This is a genomic window from Hasllibacter sp. MH4015 (assembly GCF_020177575.1).
Taxonomy (GTDB): Bacteria; Pseudomonadota; Alphaproteobacteria; order Rhodobacterales; family Rhodobacteraceae; genus Gymnodinialimonas.
In genome coordinates this window covers 1,141,858-1,156,842 of sequence record NZ_JAHTBK010000001.1, presented here as the reverse complement: position 1 = coordinate 1,156,842, position 14,985 = coordinate 1,141,858, and the positions used below count along the sequence as shown (strand labels likewise).

The window sequence follows — 14,985 nt, the reverse complement described above, 5'->3', positions numbered from 1 at the left end:
ACCTCCCCCGGAGGGTCCGATCCCGGACCACTCGGCCCGAATGCGCGCACCCGAGCCTGCCGCGCGCGCCCCACGTCGCGCCGCGCGGGCCCCGGCCCGCGCCCGCGGCGCCACGCCCAACCGCGACCGAAGGCCCTGCCTTCGCGTCGTGGGCGGGACCGCCCTTGCCCGATCCGGGCGCGCCGGGTCAGTCCTCCGTCGGGCCGCCCGCGTCTTTCCAGGCGGGGAAGCCGCCGATATTGGTGACGTTGGCGAACCCCATCTCCTGCAGGGTCTTGCCCGCCAGGGCCGCCTGCCCGCCCGCGCCGCAGATCAGGTAGATCTCCGCGTCCTTGCGGAAGACCGGATCATAGAGCGCCTCGACGCCCGGGTCGGCGCGGAACTCGATCATGCCGCGCGGCACGCGATGCGCCCCCTTGATGGTACCGGACTTGGCGATATCGGCGCTGTCGCGCACGTCGATGAACACACCCGCACCGGCGGCGTGCTTCGCGATCGCCTCCTCTGCGGACAGTTTGGGGACGGTCGCATTCGCCGCCTCCATGTAATCCTTGGCACTCTTGGTCATGTCGCGCTCCCTATTCCGCGGCCTGATCGGCGGCGGTTTTCGCGGCCTCGATCTCCTCGGCCTTCCTCTCGACCTGTTCGACGATGTGGTCGACCATCTGGTCATTGCTCAATTTGTGGCTCTGCTTGCCCGCAAGGTAGACCATGCCGCTGCCCGCCCCGCCGCCGGTGAAGCCCACATCGGTCATCAGCGCCTCGCCCGGCCCATTCACCACGCAGCCGATGATCGACAGGCTCATCGGCGTCTTGATATGTTCCAGCCGCCGCTCCAGTACCTCGACCGTCTTGATGACGTCGAAGCCCTGCCGCGCGCAGGACGGGCAGGAGATGATGTTGACGCCGCGGTGCCGCAGCCCGAGCGATTTCAGGATCTCGAAGCCGATCTTCACCTCTTCCACCGGGTCCGCGCTGAGGCTCACGCGCATCGTGTCGCCGATCCCGGCCCAGAGCAGATTGCCAAGGCCGATCGCCGATTTCACCGTGCCGCCGACAAATCCGCCCGCTTCCGTGATCCCCATATGGAACGGCGCGTCGGTCTGATCGGCCAATTGCTGGTAGGCGGCGGCGGTCATGAAGATGTCCGACGCCTTCATGGAAATCTTGAATTCGTGGAAGTCGTTGTCTTCCAGCAGCTTGATGTGATGCATGCCGCTTTCGACCATCGCGTCAGGGCACGGCTCGCCGTATTTCTCCAGCAGGTGCCGTTCCAGGCTCCCCGCATTCACCCCGATCCGGATTGAGCAATCATTGTCTCGGGCGGCGCGCACCACTTCCTTCACGCGGGCCGCGTCCCCGATATTGCCGGGATTGATCCTGAGGCAGGCCGCGCCGGCCTCCGCCGCCTCGATCCCGCGCTTGTAGTGGAAATGGATGTCCGCCACGATCGGCACCGGGCTTTCGCGGCAGATCTCGTGCATGGCCGCCGCGCTGTCGGCGTCGGGCACCGAGACGCGGACGATATCCGCCCCCGCCTCCGCCGAGGCGATCACCTGCTTGATCGTGGCGCTGGCATCGGTGGTCAGCGTGTTCGTCATCGTCTGGACGGAGATCGGGGCGTCGCCGCCCACCGGCACGTTACCCACCCTGATCTGACGGGTCTTGCGGCGGTCGATATTGCGCCAGGGACGGATCGGATTGTGGGACATGCTCGGGCCTTTTCGCACAGCTTGGGGCCAAGATAGACATGTCAGGCGGGCTGGACAATGACGCGCGCGCCAGGTGCTGCGAATTGCCCGATGCGGCCGGGCGGAGAACCTGGCTTAGGGCCGCTGCTCGGGCCGCTGCACGTCCGGTCCCGGGGTCAGGACGACGACGGGCCGCGCGTTGGCGGCCACCAGGGCCGCGGCCACGTCCGCGGGCAGATCGGCATAGGCCGCCTGCATCGCCTCGGCCTCCGCCGCGCCTGTGGGATCGTAGACGATGCTTTGCGGCTGTTCCGGCACGGTGACGGGGGCGGCGGGCAAGGCGCTGACGTCCAGGACGAGCGACGCGATTTCCGGCAAGTCGGGATCGGCGCTGGTATCGGCCATCGTGAAATTGGCCGACAGCGCATCGGCGGTCAGCTCCACGTCACGCACGATGGTCGCCCCCTGCCCGGCCGGGCCAAGCGCCACGCCGTTCACCGCGAAATAGAGCGATCCGGCATTGCCCGTGCGCAGAAGCGGCGTGCCGACATCCTCGGGCACGAGGTAGCTGTCCCCGGCATTGAGCGTCATTTCGTCGATCGTATCGCCGCTGGCCGACGTCACCCGCACCCAGGTGGGGCGCGTGGCGAAGATCATCACCTGGTCGCTGGCCTGCGTGACCTGCACCGGGCTGGCGGCGGCCTGCGGCGCGGCACCGGCCAGTTGCGGGGCGGCGCGATCCTCCGCCGCGATGGTGCCGAGCGTGCCGACCTCATCGGGGTTGAGCGTGGACAGGGCGGAATCGCGCGGCGTCAGCACCGGCGCTTCCAGCGCCTGCGGACGATAGAGGCGATCCGCCGTTTCCGGCCCCGGCACCGCGATATCGAAGCCCTGGGCCACGTCGAACGCGCCTTCGGCGACGCCCGACAGCGGGTCCAACTGCGCCAGCGGCACGGCGGGGGCCTCGTCGATGGGCGCGATCTGCAGGCGCTGGATGTCGTTCAGGATCGCCCAGGCGCCGTAGCCGATGCCGATGGCGAGGACGAGCAGCACGGCGATGGAGCCAAGCGCGCCGGGCTCGACCCGCGCGAACACGCTGTCACGCTCCGGCGCGTAGGAGATGCGCGACGACGACATGACCTCGTTGGGGTCCATGCGGCGCGGCGCGTCGGAGATGGAGCGTTTGACGTCGCTGGCCTTGGAGGAATTGCCCCCGTGGATGCCCTGGAACCCCGTCTCCTCGCAGAAGCGGCGGAAGGTCCATTCCGGGTCGATCCCCATGTAGCGTGCGTAGGACCGTACGTAACCGGCGATAAAGCCGGGGGATTGGAACGCGCCCACATCACCATTTTCGATGGCCGCGATATAGGTGGCACGGATGCGAAGCTCCCGCTCCACGTCCAGCAGCGACTTGCCAAGCGTCGCACGCTCCCCGCGCAGCAGATCGCCGAGCGGCACGTCTAGCAGGTCATATCCGTCAAATCCGGGGGCTGGGGCCGGTTGCACGACCTGCGACGACGGATCGAAGGCGCGTGCCCCGTCCCGATCGTCCCGGTCCCGATACTGACCCTTGTCCTGGCCCATGTGGCCTGCCCCGATTCTATGGGTCGTACCACCATGCCTAGTGGTGGCCGTCCCTTGTGTCCCTAGATGTTACCCCAAAACGGATGATTCCCAAAGGCCATCCGTGACATTTCAATCCGATTACCATGGCGCGGGCGGGTGTTGCACCCTGTTGACCCACCGAACGGTGCGTTTCGGCGTGTTTCAGCCCATGATTTCCGCGGTATTTCAGGCACCTGCAAAAAAGCCGCGCCAAATCGGCACGGCCCCGGAAAAAATGGCGCATTCCCGCCCGGAAACGCGCGGCGTCAGCCCGCCAGTTCCTGCCGGTTCAGCGCGCAATGGGACCATAGGCCGTCCATCGCCTGCACCAGGGCGTCCAGCATCTTGGGGTCATGGACCGGCGACGGCGTGAAGCGCAAACGCTCCGTCCCGCGCGGCACGGTGGGATAGTTTATCGGTTGAACATAAATGCCGTGATCCTCCAGCAGCATGTCCGAGATCGCCTTGGTATGGACCGGATCACCCACCATGACGGGCACGATATGGCTGCCGTGGTCGATGATCGGCAGGCCAAGACCCTTCAGGTGCAGTTTCAGAACCGCGGCCCGTTCCTGGTGCAGGTCGCGCAGTTCGGGATGGTCCTTGAGCCACCGCACCGACGCTGCGGCACCTGCGGCCACCACCGGCGGCAAGGACGTCGTGAAGATGAAGCCCGGCGCGTAAGACCTTACGGCGTCACACATTTTCGCGCTCGCCGCGATGTACCCGCCATGGACGCCGAAGGCCTTGCCAAGCGTGCCGTTGATGATGTCGACCCGGTCCATCAGCCCGTCGCGTTCGGCCACGCCGCCCCCACGCGGGCCGTACATACCAACGGCATGGACCTCATCAAGGTAGGTCAGCGCGTTGAACTCCTCCGCCAGATCGCAAATCGCCTCGATCGGGCCGAAATCGCCGTCCATGGAATAGATCGATTCGAACGCGATCAGCTTCGGCGCGTCCGCGTCGTCGGCCTCCAGCAATTCACGCAGATGGGCCACGTCGTTGTGCCGGAAGATCCGCTTCGCCCCGCCATTGCGGCGCACCCCTTCGATCATGCTCGCGTGGTTCAGCGCGTCGGAGTAGATAATGAGGCCGGGGAAGAGCTTGGGCAGCGTACTTAAAGTCGCGTCATTGGCGATATAGGCGCTGGTGAAAACCAGGGCCGCGTCCTTGCCGTGCAGGTCGCGCAGCTCATCTTCCAGCGCCTTGTGATAGATCGTCGTGCCGGAGATGTTGCGCGTCCCGCCCGAGCCTGCGCCGGTCGCCTCCAGCGCCTCGTGCATCGCCGCCAGGACCGCCGGGTGCTGCCCCATGCCGAGGTAGTCGTTGCCGCACCACACGGTGATGTCCTGTTCGGACCCGTCGGGCTTGGTCCAGACCGCATGGGGGAAATTGCCACGGCGCCGTTCGATGTCGATGAAGGTGCGGTAGCGCCCCTCCTCGTGCAGCTTGCCCAAGGCGGCGTCGAGCGCGTGGTCGTAAGTCACTGGCGGTCTCCTCCGGAACCCGTGCACCGCACGCATTCCGATCGCTGGCTGTCGTCCGGGCGCACCCGGTTTGGCCGTTCATATGGCGCAACATGCGTCTTGGCCAAGCTACAATTTGCCGCGAGGCAAGCCTTGATCTGGGTCAAGCCGCGCGGGATCGGTCCATGGAACAGGGGGGGGCAGCCCCCCTACGCGCCCGGGGACGCGGCCCGTGACGTTGCGTTATTCCGCGCCGAGGCGCACCTCGACCGCCGGATATCCCAAGCTGTCGGAGAACGCGAAACCGCCGTGGCAATCGTGGCAAAACGCCTGCGAGATGCTCATCGGATTGCCGTTGGGCTGCACCGCGGAATAGACCCATCCGTCCGTGTCCGGTGCTTCGTCCGTCGCCACGCGCGTCATGATGAAAAGCGGCCCCCGGCGCGGGGCGTTTTCGCGCAACGTATAGCTTTCCTTGGCGATCACGGTGCCCACCGGCATCTCGAAGCTCTCGTCATCTTCCTCGTACTGGATATAGGCGTCGTATCCCACGTCATTGACGAAGGTGTTCAGGAACCGCCCGCCATGGAAGCCCGGCGCGGCGGGTCCGGTCTGGGCATGGCCCCATTCGCGGTAGACAGCCGCCACTTCGTTGTCGCCGGATGTGTAATTCTCCAGCAACTCGGCCTCGACACAGGCGTAAAGCGCGTCGATCTGCTCTTGCGTGAAATCGGGGATTTCGGCCTCGAACGTGCAGCCATCGGCATGGCTGTCGGCGGCGGCGGAAGTGCCGAAAAGCGCCGCAAGCATCGCGGCGGAAAGAAGAAGGCGGGTATTCATGACTGGCGTCCCTGCTGGTTTGGTGTCCCTTGGCCAATGCGGCCGTGCGTATGCGACGGTAGACCGGGCGCGCGCGAAAAAGAAACACAAGGCCGATCACAAAGGCGGGAGTGGGGGTTGCACGCCGGTCCGTCGCTGACCCGCCGCCGCCATGTCGCGCCAGGTTCGGAACATAGGCCGTCAGGCCGCCGAACCATCGCCGCCCCGCCCCACCGGGGTGGCGATTTGGCCAGCCAGCGCGCTTCGGTTGCACGCGCAGATGACTTGGCCAGCATAAACTGCCTCGATCCATCGGTCGCAATGCCGCCCCGGCAGGTCGGCAACGGTCCCGCCTTGCACCCCCTGCCCCACCCCTCCACTATGGCCGCCACAACCCCAAATCCCGCAGGAGCCTCCATGTCCCTCGACGCCGTTCTCGCCCGTATCGACACCGACCTCGACCAATCGACCGCGCGCCTGATGGAGCTTCTGCGCATCCAGTCCATCTCCACCGATCCCGCCTTCGATGCGGAGGTCGCGCGCGCCGCCGAATGGCTGGCGGCGGATCTGCGCCGCATCGGCTTCGACGCCTCCGTCCGGCCCACGACGGGCCACCCGATGGTCGTGGCCCATGGCGCCGATGACGGGCCCCACGTGCTTTTCTACGGCCATTACGATGTGCAACCGGTCGATCCGCTCAATCTCTGGCACCGCGACCCGTTCGATCCCGCGATCGAGGAGCAAAATGGCGTGAAGGTGATCCGCGCGCGCGGGGCGTCCGACGACAACGGCCAGCTGATGACCTTCGTGGAGGCGTGTCGCGCTTGGAAAGCCGTCACCGGCAAACTGCCCGCCCGCGTCACCATCTTCTTCGAGGGGGAAGAGGAATCCGGCTCCCCCTCCCTCGTCCCGTTCCTTGAAGCCAATGCCGAGGAGCTGAGGGCAGAGGTCGCGCTGATCTGCGACACCGGCCTCTTCTCCGACGGCACGCCGGGCATCGTGACCCAACTGCGCGGGATGTTGCAGGAGGAGATCACGATCACCGGGCCGTCCATCGACCTGCATTCCGGCATGTTCGGCGGCGTCGCCATGAACCCGATCCGCGTGCTGTCCGGCATCCTTGCCAACCTCCACGACGCGCAGGGAACCGTTCAGGTCCCCGGTTTCTACGACGGCATTCCGGAATTGTCGGAGGAGTTGCGCGCACAATGGGAGGGGTTGGGCTTCAACGTGGAAGGCTTCCTTGGCCCGGTCGGCCTCAGCCACCCGGCCGGCGAAGCCGACCGTACCCCGCTTGAGATGATCTGGTCGCGCCCCACGGCAGAGGTCAACGGCATCTGGGGCGGCTATACCGGTGCGGGTTTCAAGACCGTGCTGCCAAGCCAGGCCCATGCCAAGATCAGCTTCCGCCTTGTCGCGGGCCAGGACCCGCTGCGCCTGCGGGAGAACTTCCGTGATTGGGTCCAGGCGCAATTGCCGCCCGATTGCAGCGCCGATTTCATCGCCCACGGTGCCTCGCCCGCCTCGACCATGGACATCTCGCACCCCGCCTTCGACGTGGCGCGCACGGCGCTGTCGGAGGAATGGCCGAACGAGGCCGCCTTCATCGGCTCGGGCGGGTCGATCCCGGTCGCGGGCTATTTCAAGGAGATCCTGGGCATGGATTCGATCCTTGCGGGCTTCGGGCGGGACGACGACGCGATCCACTCCCCCAACGAGAAATACGACCTGTCGAGCTTCCACCACGGCATCCGGTCCTGGGCGCGCATCCTGCACGGCCTGTCGGGCTGAGGCGGCCAAGGCGGCGACGGGGGCGCATCGGTCGGCGCATCCTGCCCCGCCACCGCACCATGCGCGGCGTCCAGTCCTCCGGTTTCGCTGCGCAACCGGGCGTCGCTTCGTCGCCCTAGCGCACCCTTGTGGGGCCTCTCGCCCCGGCGTAAGCGCAGGCCATGACCTTCGCCGATCATATCCGCGCCACGCTGAAACTTGGCCTGCCGCTGATCGGCGGGCAATTGGCGCAGACCTTCGTGGGCGTCACCGACACGATCATGACTGGCTGGTACGGGGTGGAGGAGCTGGCCGCCGTCGCACTCGGCTCCACCTATTTCCACCTTATCCTGATCCTCGGCATGGGCTTCGGCCTGGCGGTGATGCCGATGGTGGCCCAGGCCTCGGCGCGCGACGACGCGCGGCAAGTGCGCCGGGTCACGCGGATGGGCCTCTGGATCGGGCTGGCCTTCAGCGCGCTCGTCATGCCCGTCTTCTGGTATTCGGAGGCGATCTTGCTGGCCGCGGGCCAGGATCCGGTCATCGCGTCCATCGCGTCGGAGTACCTGATGATCGCGGGCTGGTCGATCTGGCCCGGTGTCCTACTCATCACGCTCCGCTCCCACCTCTCGGCGCTGGATCGGCCCAATATCGTGCTTTACGCGTGGTTGGGCGGGCTGGTCCTGAACGCGGCCCTCAACTGGATCCTGATCTTCGGAAATCTCGGTGCCCCGGAACTGGGGGCCCGCGGCGCGGCCATCGCCTCTCTCGGCACGCATCTGCTGATCTTCACCATCCTCGCGCTCTATGCCGCCCGTGCGCAGGGCATGCGCGACTACACGCTCTTCGCCCGCTTCTGGCGCCCCGATCCCCAGGCCATCGCAGAGGTCTTCCGCCTCGGCTGGCCCATCGCCCTGACGCTTCTGGCGGAGGCCGGGATCTTCATGGCCACGATGATCATGATGGGCTGGATCGGCACGACGGAGCTTGCGGCCCACGGCATCGCGCTCCAGATCATCTCGACCACGTTCATGATCCATATCGGGCTCAGCTCCGCGGCGACGATCCGCGCCGGTCGCGCCTGGTCCAAGAACGATGCGGAGGGGCTGGCCCAAGCTGCGCGCGCGGCCCTGCTTCTGTCGGGGATCACCGTGGCGGCCACCATCGTGCTGCTCATCACCCTCGCCGGGCCGCTTATCGGGCTGTTCGTCGACCCGACCGATCCCCTGCGTGACCAGATCATCACGATCGGTGCCTCGCTTCTGGTCGTGGCCGCGATCTTCCAGCTGGCCGATGCGGGGCAGGTCATGGCGCTGGGGCTGTTGCGCGGGGTCAAGGACACGACCGTGCCGATGATCTATGCCGTGATCTCCTACTGGGCGATCGGGGTTCCGGCGGGCTACGTGCTTGGCCTGCCGATGGGCTGGGGCGGCGAAGGCATCTGGGCGGGACTGGTCGTGGGGCTGGCGATTGCGGCGGCGCTGATGATGGCGCGGTTCTTCGGCATCCTGCGCCGGGCGCGGGCCACCTGACGCGCGACCTAAAGCGCGGCCAGCGCCAGTTGGGAGGCCAGCACGGCGACCAGCGCGCCCACGGCCAGCTCCAGGATCGGCTGCGCGCGGGCCAGCACGACACTCTCGCTCCACCCCGCCAGCACGCCCTTGCGCAGGGTCACGGCGGCCACCGCGACGGCCACCGTCACCGATGCCGTGCCAAGTGCCATGGTCAATGTCCCCAGCACTCCGGCCCAGAACACTCCCATTTGCGCCGTCAGAATCAACAGGAACAGCGCGCCCGTGCAGGGCCGGATCGCCACCGCGCCGATCAGGGCCGCAACCTCCCGCCACGACGTCGCCTGGGCAAGCGCCGCGGGGTCCGGCGCATGGGCATGGCCGCAGGTCGAACAGACATGGTCGTCGCCGGTATGGGCGTGATTGTGGGGGTGATGGTGGTCGTGATCGTGGTGGTGATGGTCGTGGTTATGGTCATGCCCGTGGGTCGCGCCCGACCCCGCCGCGCGCAACCGCCACAGGCCGCGCGCCCCGCGCCAGACCAGCCACAGACCCACCAGCGCAATCGCGGCGAAGCTGAGCGGTGCGAAGACCTGATCGGCCATGTCGGTCATGCGTTCCCGTCCCCAGCCGACCAGCCACAGGCCGACGCCCACCAGCGCGACCGCCGTGACCCCCTGGGCGAGGCTGGAGGCAAGGGCCACCGCCGACAACCTGACGGCCCCGACCGCCCGCGCTGCGCCATAGCCGCCGATCAGCAGCTTGCCATGGCCCGGCCCCGCCGCGTGGAAGAACCCGTATCCGAATGTCACCGCCATCAGGGCGGCCACCGCGCCGGGATCGCCCGCGCGCAAACGGCGTAGCGCGCCCGCCATCGCGCCCTGCGCCTCCCGCTGGCCGTCGAGCGCCCAGGCCGTCACCACGCGGTCCGCGCCCGCCAGCCAAAGGCCCAGAAGCCCCGCCGCCAATGCCACGGCCACACCCACGATCACCCAGCGCATTCGAACACCACCCTGTCCGCGAAAAGCGCGCCCACGGGCGGGAAATTGTCCTCCGCCGCGATCACGCCGCCGATCTCCTCCATCGCCGCTTCCAATGCGTCATAGGCCGCGTCAAGATCCGCACGGATCAATTCATCGGTGCAATCGGCACCGGCCACCTCCATCGCCCCGGTCATCTCGAAGGCGATGTAGAACTCCCTGTCATAGACCTGCGCCGTCAGGGCGCCGTCCCCCAGATCGCTGACCGCCCGGCGATGGGTCGTGCGCAATTGCCCCGGCGCGACCAGGTCAAGGCTGACCGGCTCCGGCGCGCCCAGGTCCAGCGCGGTGTCGCCGCGCAAGAGCGTCAGACCGCCCTCGAACCCGCTGTTCCAGTTCAGATCGAAGCCCAGCGTTGCCGCGACCTCGTCTTCCGTCAGGGTCAGGTCGAAATCCTCGTCCAGCCCGTAATCCTCCAGCAAGATCAGGGTGTAGAGCTCATCGTAGAGCCACGTCACCTCCACCGCCGTCACCCGGCCCTCCTCCACGATCAAGCGCAGGCCCGCGTCGATGAAGATATGGGGATGGGCCTTCGGCGCGGCGGGCCAGAGGGCAAGGGCGGCGCTCAGGGCAAGGAAAAGGGATTTGCGGGGAACGCGCGACATGGCGCAGATATTGGCCGCCCGGCCCCGGCCCGCAAGCCGATTGTCACCGGGTCAGGACGATTGTTCACAAATCCGCCGGGTATTGTTCCCCATGCCGCTCCAATCCGCCACATTTGCGCCCGGTTTGTAGGGCAGACCCGGCAGGTAAGCAGTACAAGGGACGCACCCAGTGGCAGGCCAGACGACATTCAAGCACTTCCTCGCCGATGATCGCGGTGCCGTCACCGTCGACTGGACGGTGCTATCGGCGGCCGCGGTGGGCATGGCGATCGCCACCACGGCGGTGATGTCGGATTCGATCGACATCCTGGGCAGCCGGATGGACGCCGAACTGCGCTCCCGGAACCTCGCGCAGGAATGGGTGACCTTCATGGCCGTCCACTTCGAGCCCGTGCTGCAAACCGGTTTCATCGACGAGGCCCAGGCCGAAGAACTCTACAACATCGCCGACGGCATGATGAACCACGACCTGGTGGAGGCGCTGACCGCCGGTATCGCTGAGATCGAGGATGGCACGATCACCGCAGAAGAGCTGGTGCAGCTGATCTCCATGGCCTCGGTCGCGTTCCAGCGCAATATCGTCGATGACGCGATCCTGAACCACTATTTCGGCCTCGACGGCAGCGATCCGTATTACATGACGGTCGCCGATGCCCCGACATCCACCGGCTCAGGCTGACCTCCGGCCATCTTCCGATGACACAGCCGCGCCCGTGCCTCCGCACCGGGCGCGTTTTTCTGTTCGCGCAAGCGCGCGGATGGCGACGATTACGGTTTCCGCCGTCCCTTGGGATGCAGCGCCGCGCCCAGGATGTGATCCGTGCGATGGATCACCTGCCCCGCATGGCCCACGATCAAGGGATCGGGCGCCTGCGCCACCTCGTCGTCCTTGTCGGGATAGTCCAGCGTCGACAGGAAATGGCGCATGCAATTGAGCCGCGCGCGCTTCTTGTCGTCGGACTTGATGACGGTCCACGGCGCGTCGGCGGTATCGGTGTAGAAGAACATCGCCTCCTTGGCTTCCGTGTAGTCGTCCCACTTATCAAGGCTCGCCTTGTCGATGGGCGACAGCTTCCAGCGTTTCAGGGGGTCGGTCTCCCGGCTGGCGAAGCGGCGCTTCTGCTCGTCCTGCGTCACCGAGAACCAGTATTTGTAGAGCCTTATGCCCGCGCGCGTCAGCATCCGCTCGAATTCCGGGGTCTGGCGCATGAATTCCAGGTATTCACCCGGCTCGCAAAAGCCCATCACCCGCTCCACACCCGCGCGGTTGTACCAGGAGCGGTCGTAGAACACCATTTCGCCCGCCGTCGGCAGATGCTGCACGTAGCGTTGGTAATACCATTGCCCGCGCTCCTCGTCGGTGGGTTTGTTGAGCGCGACCACGCGCGCCTCCCGCGGGTTGAGATGCTCGTTGAAGCGCTTGATCGTGCCGCCCTTGCCCGCCGCATCGCGGCCCTCGAACAGCATCACGATCCGTTCGCCGGTCTCGCCCACCCATTTCTGGACCTTCAGAAGCTCCGCCTGCAACTTCGCCTTCTCGCGCTCGTAGGTGCCGCGGTCGAGCCGGTCTTCATAGGGGTAGGACCCCGTCTCGAACACGTCCTCGATCTCGCGCCGGGTCGGTTCGGGTGTGGATGCGGGTGTGGCCTTGGCCTTCGCCTTAGCCCGGCTTGGCAGTTCAACGATGTCTTTCATGGCAGCGCCCCTGTTCGGTTGGATCTGCCGCGCAGATTAGACCGCTTCGCCCGCCCGCGCCTTGAGCCATGTCAAACCGCGTGCAATGCCGACACCCCCGCAAAATCGAACGACAAGGCGGTGGAGCCATTGGCCGCCCCAGCCACCAGCGACCGCACCCGGCGGCCCATCGCAAGCACGTCGCCCGACCGCTCCGGCCCGTGCAGATCCTCGGGCAGGCCATCGGGGAACAGAAGGTGCAGGTCCGCGCGCGCCCCGTCGCTCATCCCGTCCCACGCCTGGGGCCCCAGAAGCAGGCTTTCGACCGCGATCCCGCCGGCGCTCAGGATATGGTGCCCCTCCAGCAACAGGTGGACATACCGGAACGGCGCCTTTGGCGCCTCGGCCCGCACATCGGGCAGGCCCAGCAGATCCTTGGCGGGGGCCAGCACGCAGGCCGCCGCGAACATGCGCGCCACGGCGGGGCCGCGCACGGCGATGCGGTGATGGCGCGACACGCGCAGCGATCCGCCCGCCGGTCCCTTGATCGACACGGGCCAAAGCGCGGGATCGGCGCGCGCCTCCGCCACGCTGACATCACGGCTGAAGACCCAGGCCACCGCCTGCAGACCCGCGTCCTGCGTCACCACCAGATCGCCGGGGCGCAAAGCCTCCACCGCCACGAACCCCCGGGGCGTCAGGATCGGAGTGCCGCCGGTGAAACAGATATTCGGGCCGCCCGGCGTCGGCGTCTCGTCATTGTCGAAGCCCGTCGAGGCGCGCTGGATGGAGCGTCCGTCGACATCATTGCCCAGATCCTCGCCGCTGCCCGATCGGGTCGCGGTGCCGGAGAACCCGGCGTAGTCATTGGGCGGGTCATCAAGCGTGTCGCCGTTATACGTGGCTTGGATATATTCGTCGTTCGCAGGGTCGTAGACGACGATGTTGTCGCGGCCATTGTTGAAGACCCCGCCACCGAAATCCGCGTCGAAGGCCAGGTTGTCGCCGGTTGTCGCGGGCAGGTTGCCGCCATTCTGGACATTGCGCACCACCACCGCGTGGGCCCCGGCCTCCAGAACCGTGCCCGGCGGGAAGGTGAACCAATTGCCGCGCCCGGCATCCCACAATTCCAGCCCCGAGATGTCGATGGCCGACCCGGACGTGTTGACCAGTTCCAGGTATTCGTCTCCGCCACGGGCCACGCCGCTGCCATCGGTGTCGGTGTTGAACCCGCCCGAGCTGTTGGGGTCCACCAGGACCTCGTTGATCGCTATGCCACCCAGCAGCGTATCGGGCATGGGGCCTGACTACCTTTCTTGCGCGTGCACCGCGCGGGTTACCGGCTTGCGCGTGTAACGCGCAGGCTACCGGGCTTTTGCGGTAGGATTATGGCGCGCGCGGCGCGCCGGGCCGTGCCGCGCTCGGCACGGTTTTCCTTTACCCAACCGGGCGATCGCGCCTAGGGTTCCTGCCATGACGCATCGCATTCCATTCGTACCGCCCGGCGACAGGCCCTGATCCCGCTGAGCGGAGCTATCTTTGCCTGTCCCACGCGCCCCCGCCCAGATGGTCGGGGGTTTTTTCGTCCCCTCCCCCGTCCCTTCATCCCGGCCCGTCCCATGCAATCGTCCCGGCACCCGCCCCGCCTTCTGACCCTGATCCTGCTGAGCGGGCTGACAACGCTGTCGCTCAACATGTTCCTGCCCTCCCTGCCCGCCATCGCCGCGGCGTTGGAGGCCGACTACGCCCTCGTCTCGCTCTCCATTGCGGGCTACCTCGCCGTCACCGCCTTGGCGCAACTGGTCGTGGGTCCTTTGTCGGACCGGATCGGGCGACGGCCCGTGGTTTTGGGCGGTCTGGCGATCTTCGTGATCGCCTCGCTTGTCTGTGCCATTGCGCAATCCATCTGGGTCTTTCTGGCCGCGCGGCTCGCCCAATCGGCGATCAGCGCGGGCTATGCCATGTCGCTGGCCATCACCCGCGACACCACCGCGCCCGAGGCTGCGGCCGCGCGCATCGCCACCATCGCCATGTTCATGGCGCTCGCCCCGATGCTGGGGCCGATGCTCGGCGGCCTGATCGAGACGTTTCTGGGCTGGCGCGCGAGTTTTCTTGCCTATGCACTGGCCGGCTCCGCGCTGTTCGCGTGGTGCTGGCACGATCTGGGGGAGACGGCGGGCAAGGCCGATCCCGACCGCCCCCGGCAACGGGCCTGGACGCTGCTGGCCCAGCCGCGCTTCTGGGCCTTCGCGCTTTGCACCGCGTTTTCGACCGGGGCCTTCTACATCTTCATCACTGGCGCACCGCTTGTGGCGAGCGCCACGTTCGGCATCGGGGCCGCCGGGATCGGCGTGGCCATCGGCTCGATCACCGCGGGCTATATGACCGGCTCTTTCCTCACGACCCGGCTTGCCGCGCGCGTGGGTGTGACGGGCATGATGCTTGTGGGCCGTATCACTGCCTGCCTCGGCCTGTCCCTGGGTCTGATCGCGGTGGCGTTTGGCGCCGTAACGCCCCTCACGTTCTTTGCGGCGACGATCTGCGTGGGCCTCGGCAACGGGCTGACAATGCCGTCGAGCAATTCCGGCGCGCTGTCCGTCCGGCCCGATCTGGCAGGCACCGCGGCCGGTGTCATGGGCGCGTTGACCGTGGGCACCGGGGCGGCGCTGACGGCGCTGGCGGGCGCGCTCGTCTCCGACCACCCCGCCCCTGCCGTCTTGCTCGGGCTGATGCTCAGCGCCTCCGCCGTGGGTCTTCTGGCCGCCATGGCCGCGCGACGGGGCGGGGTGTGAGCGCCACGC

At 67.2% G+C, this 14,985-nt stretch carries 13 protein-coding genes and 1 pseudogene; 4 read left to right on the top strand and 10 right to left on the bottom strand.

Annotated features, from left to right (window positions below; all coding sequences use genetic code 11):
• Positions 1–187: 187 nt before the first annotated feature.
• The 6 genes and pseudogenes from KUW62_RS06145 to KUW62_RS06125 form a co-directional block, all read right to left on the bottom strand.
• On the bottom strand, positions 188–568 hold the full coding sequence (locus tag KUW62_RS06145; RefSeq protein WP_224814628.1) for a rhodanese-like domain-containing protein: 381 nt from the start codon (positions 566–568) through the stop codon (positions 188–190).
• 10 nt (positions 569–578) lie between these two features.
• The gene (ispG, locus tag KUW62_RS06140) at positions 579–1,712 is read right to left on the bottom strand and encodes a flavodoxin-dependent (E)-4-hydroxy-3-methylbut-2-enyl-diphosphate synthase (protein WP_224814627.1); all 1,134 of its coding nucleotides are present in this window, start codon (positions 1,710–1,712) and stop codon (positions 579–581) included.
• A 114-nt stretch (positions 1,713–1,826) separates the two neighbouring features.
• Positions 1,827–2,828, bottom strand: coding sequence for a DUF4115 domain-containing protein (locus KUW62_RS06135; protein ID WP_370632917.1), 1,002 nt, complete (start codon positions 2,826–2,828; stop codon positions 1,827–1,829).
• Between the two features lie 138 nt (positions 2,829–2,966).
• A pseudogene (locus KUW62_RS19070) lies at positions 2,967–3,275 on the bottom strand (helix-turn-helix domain-containing protein); the annotation flags it as partial.
• A 287-nt stretch (positions 3,276–3,562) separates the two neighbouring features.
• Positions 3,563–4,822 carry a 5-aminolevulinate synthase gene (gene hemA, locus KUW62_RS06130; RefSeq protein WP_224814625.1) on the bottom strand — a complete coding sequence of 420 codons (1,260 nt, stop codon included), beginning with the start codon at positions 4,820–4,822 and terminating at the stop codon, positions 3,563–3,565.
• 186 nt (positions 4,823–5,008) lie between these two features.
• Positions 5,009–5,605: a cytochrome P460 family protein gene (locus KUW62_RS06125; protein WP_224814624.1), complete on the bottom strand. Its 597-nt coding sequence runs from the start codon at positions 5,603–5,605 to the stop codon at positions 5,009–5,011.
• Positions 5,606–6,001: 396 nt separating this feature from the next.
• On the opposite strand from KUW62_RS06125, the gene KUW62_RS06120 reads away from it, so the two are divergent.
• Both KUW62_RS06120 and KUW62_RS06115 read left to right on the top strand, forming a co-directional pair.
• The gene (locus tag KUW62_RS06120; protein ID WP_224814623.1) at positions 6,002–7,375 is read left to right on the top strand and encodes a M20/M25/M40 family metallo-hydrolase; all 1,374 of its coding nucleotides are present in this window, start codon (positions 6,002–6,004) and stop codon (positions 7,373–7,375) included.
• A 161-nt stretch (positions 7,376–7,536) separates the two neighbouring features.
• A complete protein-coding gene (locus KUW62_RS06115; protein WP_224814622.1) occupies positions 7,537–8,886 on the top strand; it encodes an MATE family efflux transporter in 1,350 nt (449 codons plus the stop codon).
• 8 nt (positions 8,887–8,894) lie between these two features.
• Here the strand turns inward: KUW62_RS06115 and KUW62_RS06110 are convergent, their stop codons facing one another.
• Positions 8,895–9,866: a nickel/cobalt transporter gene (locus KUW62_RS06110; protein ID WP_224814621.1), complete on the bottom strand. Its 972-nt coding sequence runs from the start codon at positions 9,864–9,866 to the stop codon at positions 8,895–8,897.
• Positions 9,854–10,510 (bottom strand): DUF1007 family protein, encoded by a 657-nt coding sequence (locus KUW62_RS06105; protein ID WP_224814620.1) that lies wholly within the window; start codon positions 10,508–10,510, stop codon positions 9,854–9,856. The genes KUW62_RS06110 and KUW62_RS06105 overlap by 13 nt, the downstream gene beginning before the upstream one ends.
• A gap of 169 nt (positions 10,511–10,679) precedes the next feature.
• Here KUW62_RS06105 and KUW62_RS06100 point away from each other — a divergent pair, with 169 nt between their 5' ends.
• Positions 10,680–11,189: a hypothetical protein gene (locus KUW62_RS06100; protein ID WP_224814619.1), complete on the top strand. Its 510-nt coding sequence runs from the start codon at positions 10,680–10,682 to the stop codon at positions 11,187–11,189.
• Between the two features lie 89 nt (positions 11,190–11,278).
• On the opposite strand, the gene ppk2 is transcribed toward KUW62_RS06100, so the two are convergent.
• Both ppk2 and KUW62_RS06090 read right to left on the bottom strand, forming a co-directional pair.
• Complete coding sequence (ppk2, locus tag KUW62_RS06095; protein WP_224814618.1) at positions 11,279–12,205, bottom strand: polyphosphate kinase 2; 927 nt, start codon at positions 12,203–12,205, stop codon at positions 11,279–11,281.
• A gap of 71 nt (positions 12,206–12,276) precedes the next feature.
• Complete coding sequence (locus tag KUW62_RS06090; protein WP_224814617.1) at positions 12,277–13,482, bottom strand: Hint domain-containing protein; 1,206 nt, start codon at positions 13,480–13,482, stop codon at positions 12,277–12,279.
• A gap of 321 nt (positions 13,483–13,803) precedes the next feature.
• Here KUW62_RS06090 and KUW62_RS06085 point away from each other — a divergent pair, with 321 nt between their 5' ends.
• Positions 13,804–14,976 (top strand): Bcr/CflA family efflux MFS transporter, encoded by a 1,173-nt coding sequence (locus KUW62_RS06085; RefSeq protein WP_224814616.1) that lies wholly within the window; start codon positions 13,804–13,806, stop codon positions 14,974–14,976.
• Positions 14,977–14,985: the final 9 nt, after the last annotated feature.

Excerpts from the sequence above, each read along its gene's own strand:
- hemA (WP_224814625.1), bottom strand. The coding sequence starts at position 4,822 with ATGCGTGCGGTGCACGGGTTCCGGAGGAGACCGCCAGTGACTTACGAC.
- KUW62_RS06090 (WP_224814617.1), bottom strand. The coding sequence starts at position 13,482 with ATGCCCGATACGCTGCTGGGTGGCATAGCGATCAACGAGGTCCTGGTG.
- KUW62_RS06115 (WP_224814622.1), top strand. The coding sequence starts at position 7,537 with ATGACCTTCGCCGATCATATCCGCGCCACGCTGAAACTTGGCCTGCCG.
- ppk2 (WP_224814618.1), bottom strand. The coding sequence starts at position 12,205 with ATGAAAGACATCGTTGAACTGCCAAGCCGGGCTAAGGCGAAGGCCAAG.
- KUW62_RS06145 (WP_224814628.1), bottom strand. The coding sequence starts at position 568 with ATGACCAAGAGTGCCAAGGATTACATGGAGGCGGCGAATGCGACCGTC.
- KUW62_RS06085 (WP_224814616.1), top strand. The coding sequence starts at position 13,804 with ATGCAATCGTCCCGGCACCCGCCCCGCCTTCTGACCCTGATCCTGCTG.
- KUW62_RS06125 (WP_224814624.1), bottom strand. The coding sequence starts at position 5,605 with ATGAATACCCGCCTTCTTCTTTCCGCCGCGATGCTTGCGGCGCTTTTC.
- KUW62_RS06105 (WP_224814620.1), bottom strand. The coding sequence starts at position 10,510 with ATGTCGCGCGTTCCCCGCAAATCCCTTTTCCTTGCCCTGAGCGCCGCC.
- KUW62_RS06110 (WP_224814621.1), bottom strand. The coding sequence starts at position 9,866 with ATGCGCTGGGTGATCGTGGGTGTGGCCGTGGCATTGGCGGCGGGGCTT.
- KUW62_RS06120 (WP_224814623.1), top strand. The coding sequence starts at position 6,002 with ATGTCCCTCGACGCCGTTCTCGCCCGTATCGACACCGACCTCGACCAA.
- KUW62_RS06135 (WP_370632917.1), bottom strand. The coding sequence starts at position 2,828 with ATGTCGTCGTCGCGCATCTCCTACGCGCCGGAGCGTGACAGCGTGTTC.
- ispG (WP_224814627.1), bottom strand. The coding sequence starts at position 1,712 with ATGTCCCACAATCCGATCCGTCCCTGGCGCAATATCGACCGCCGCAAG.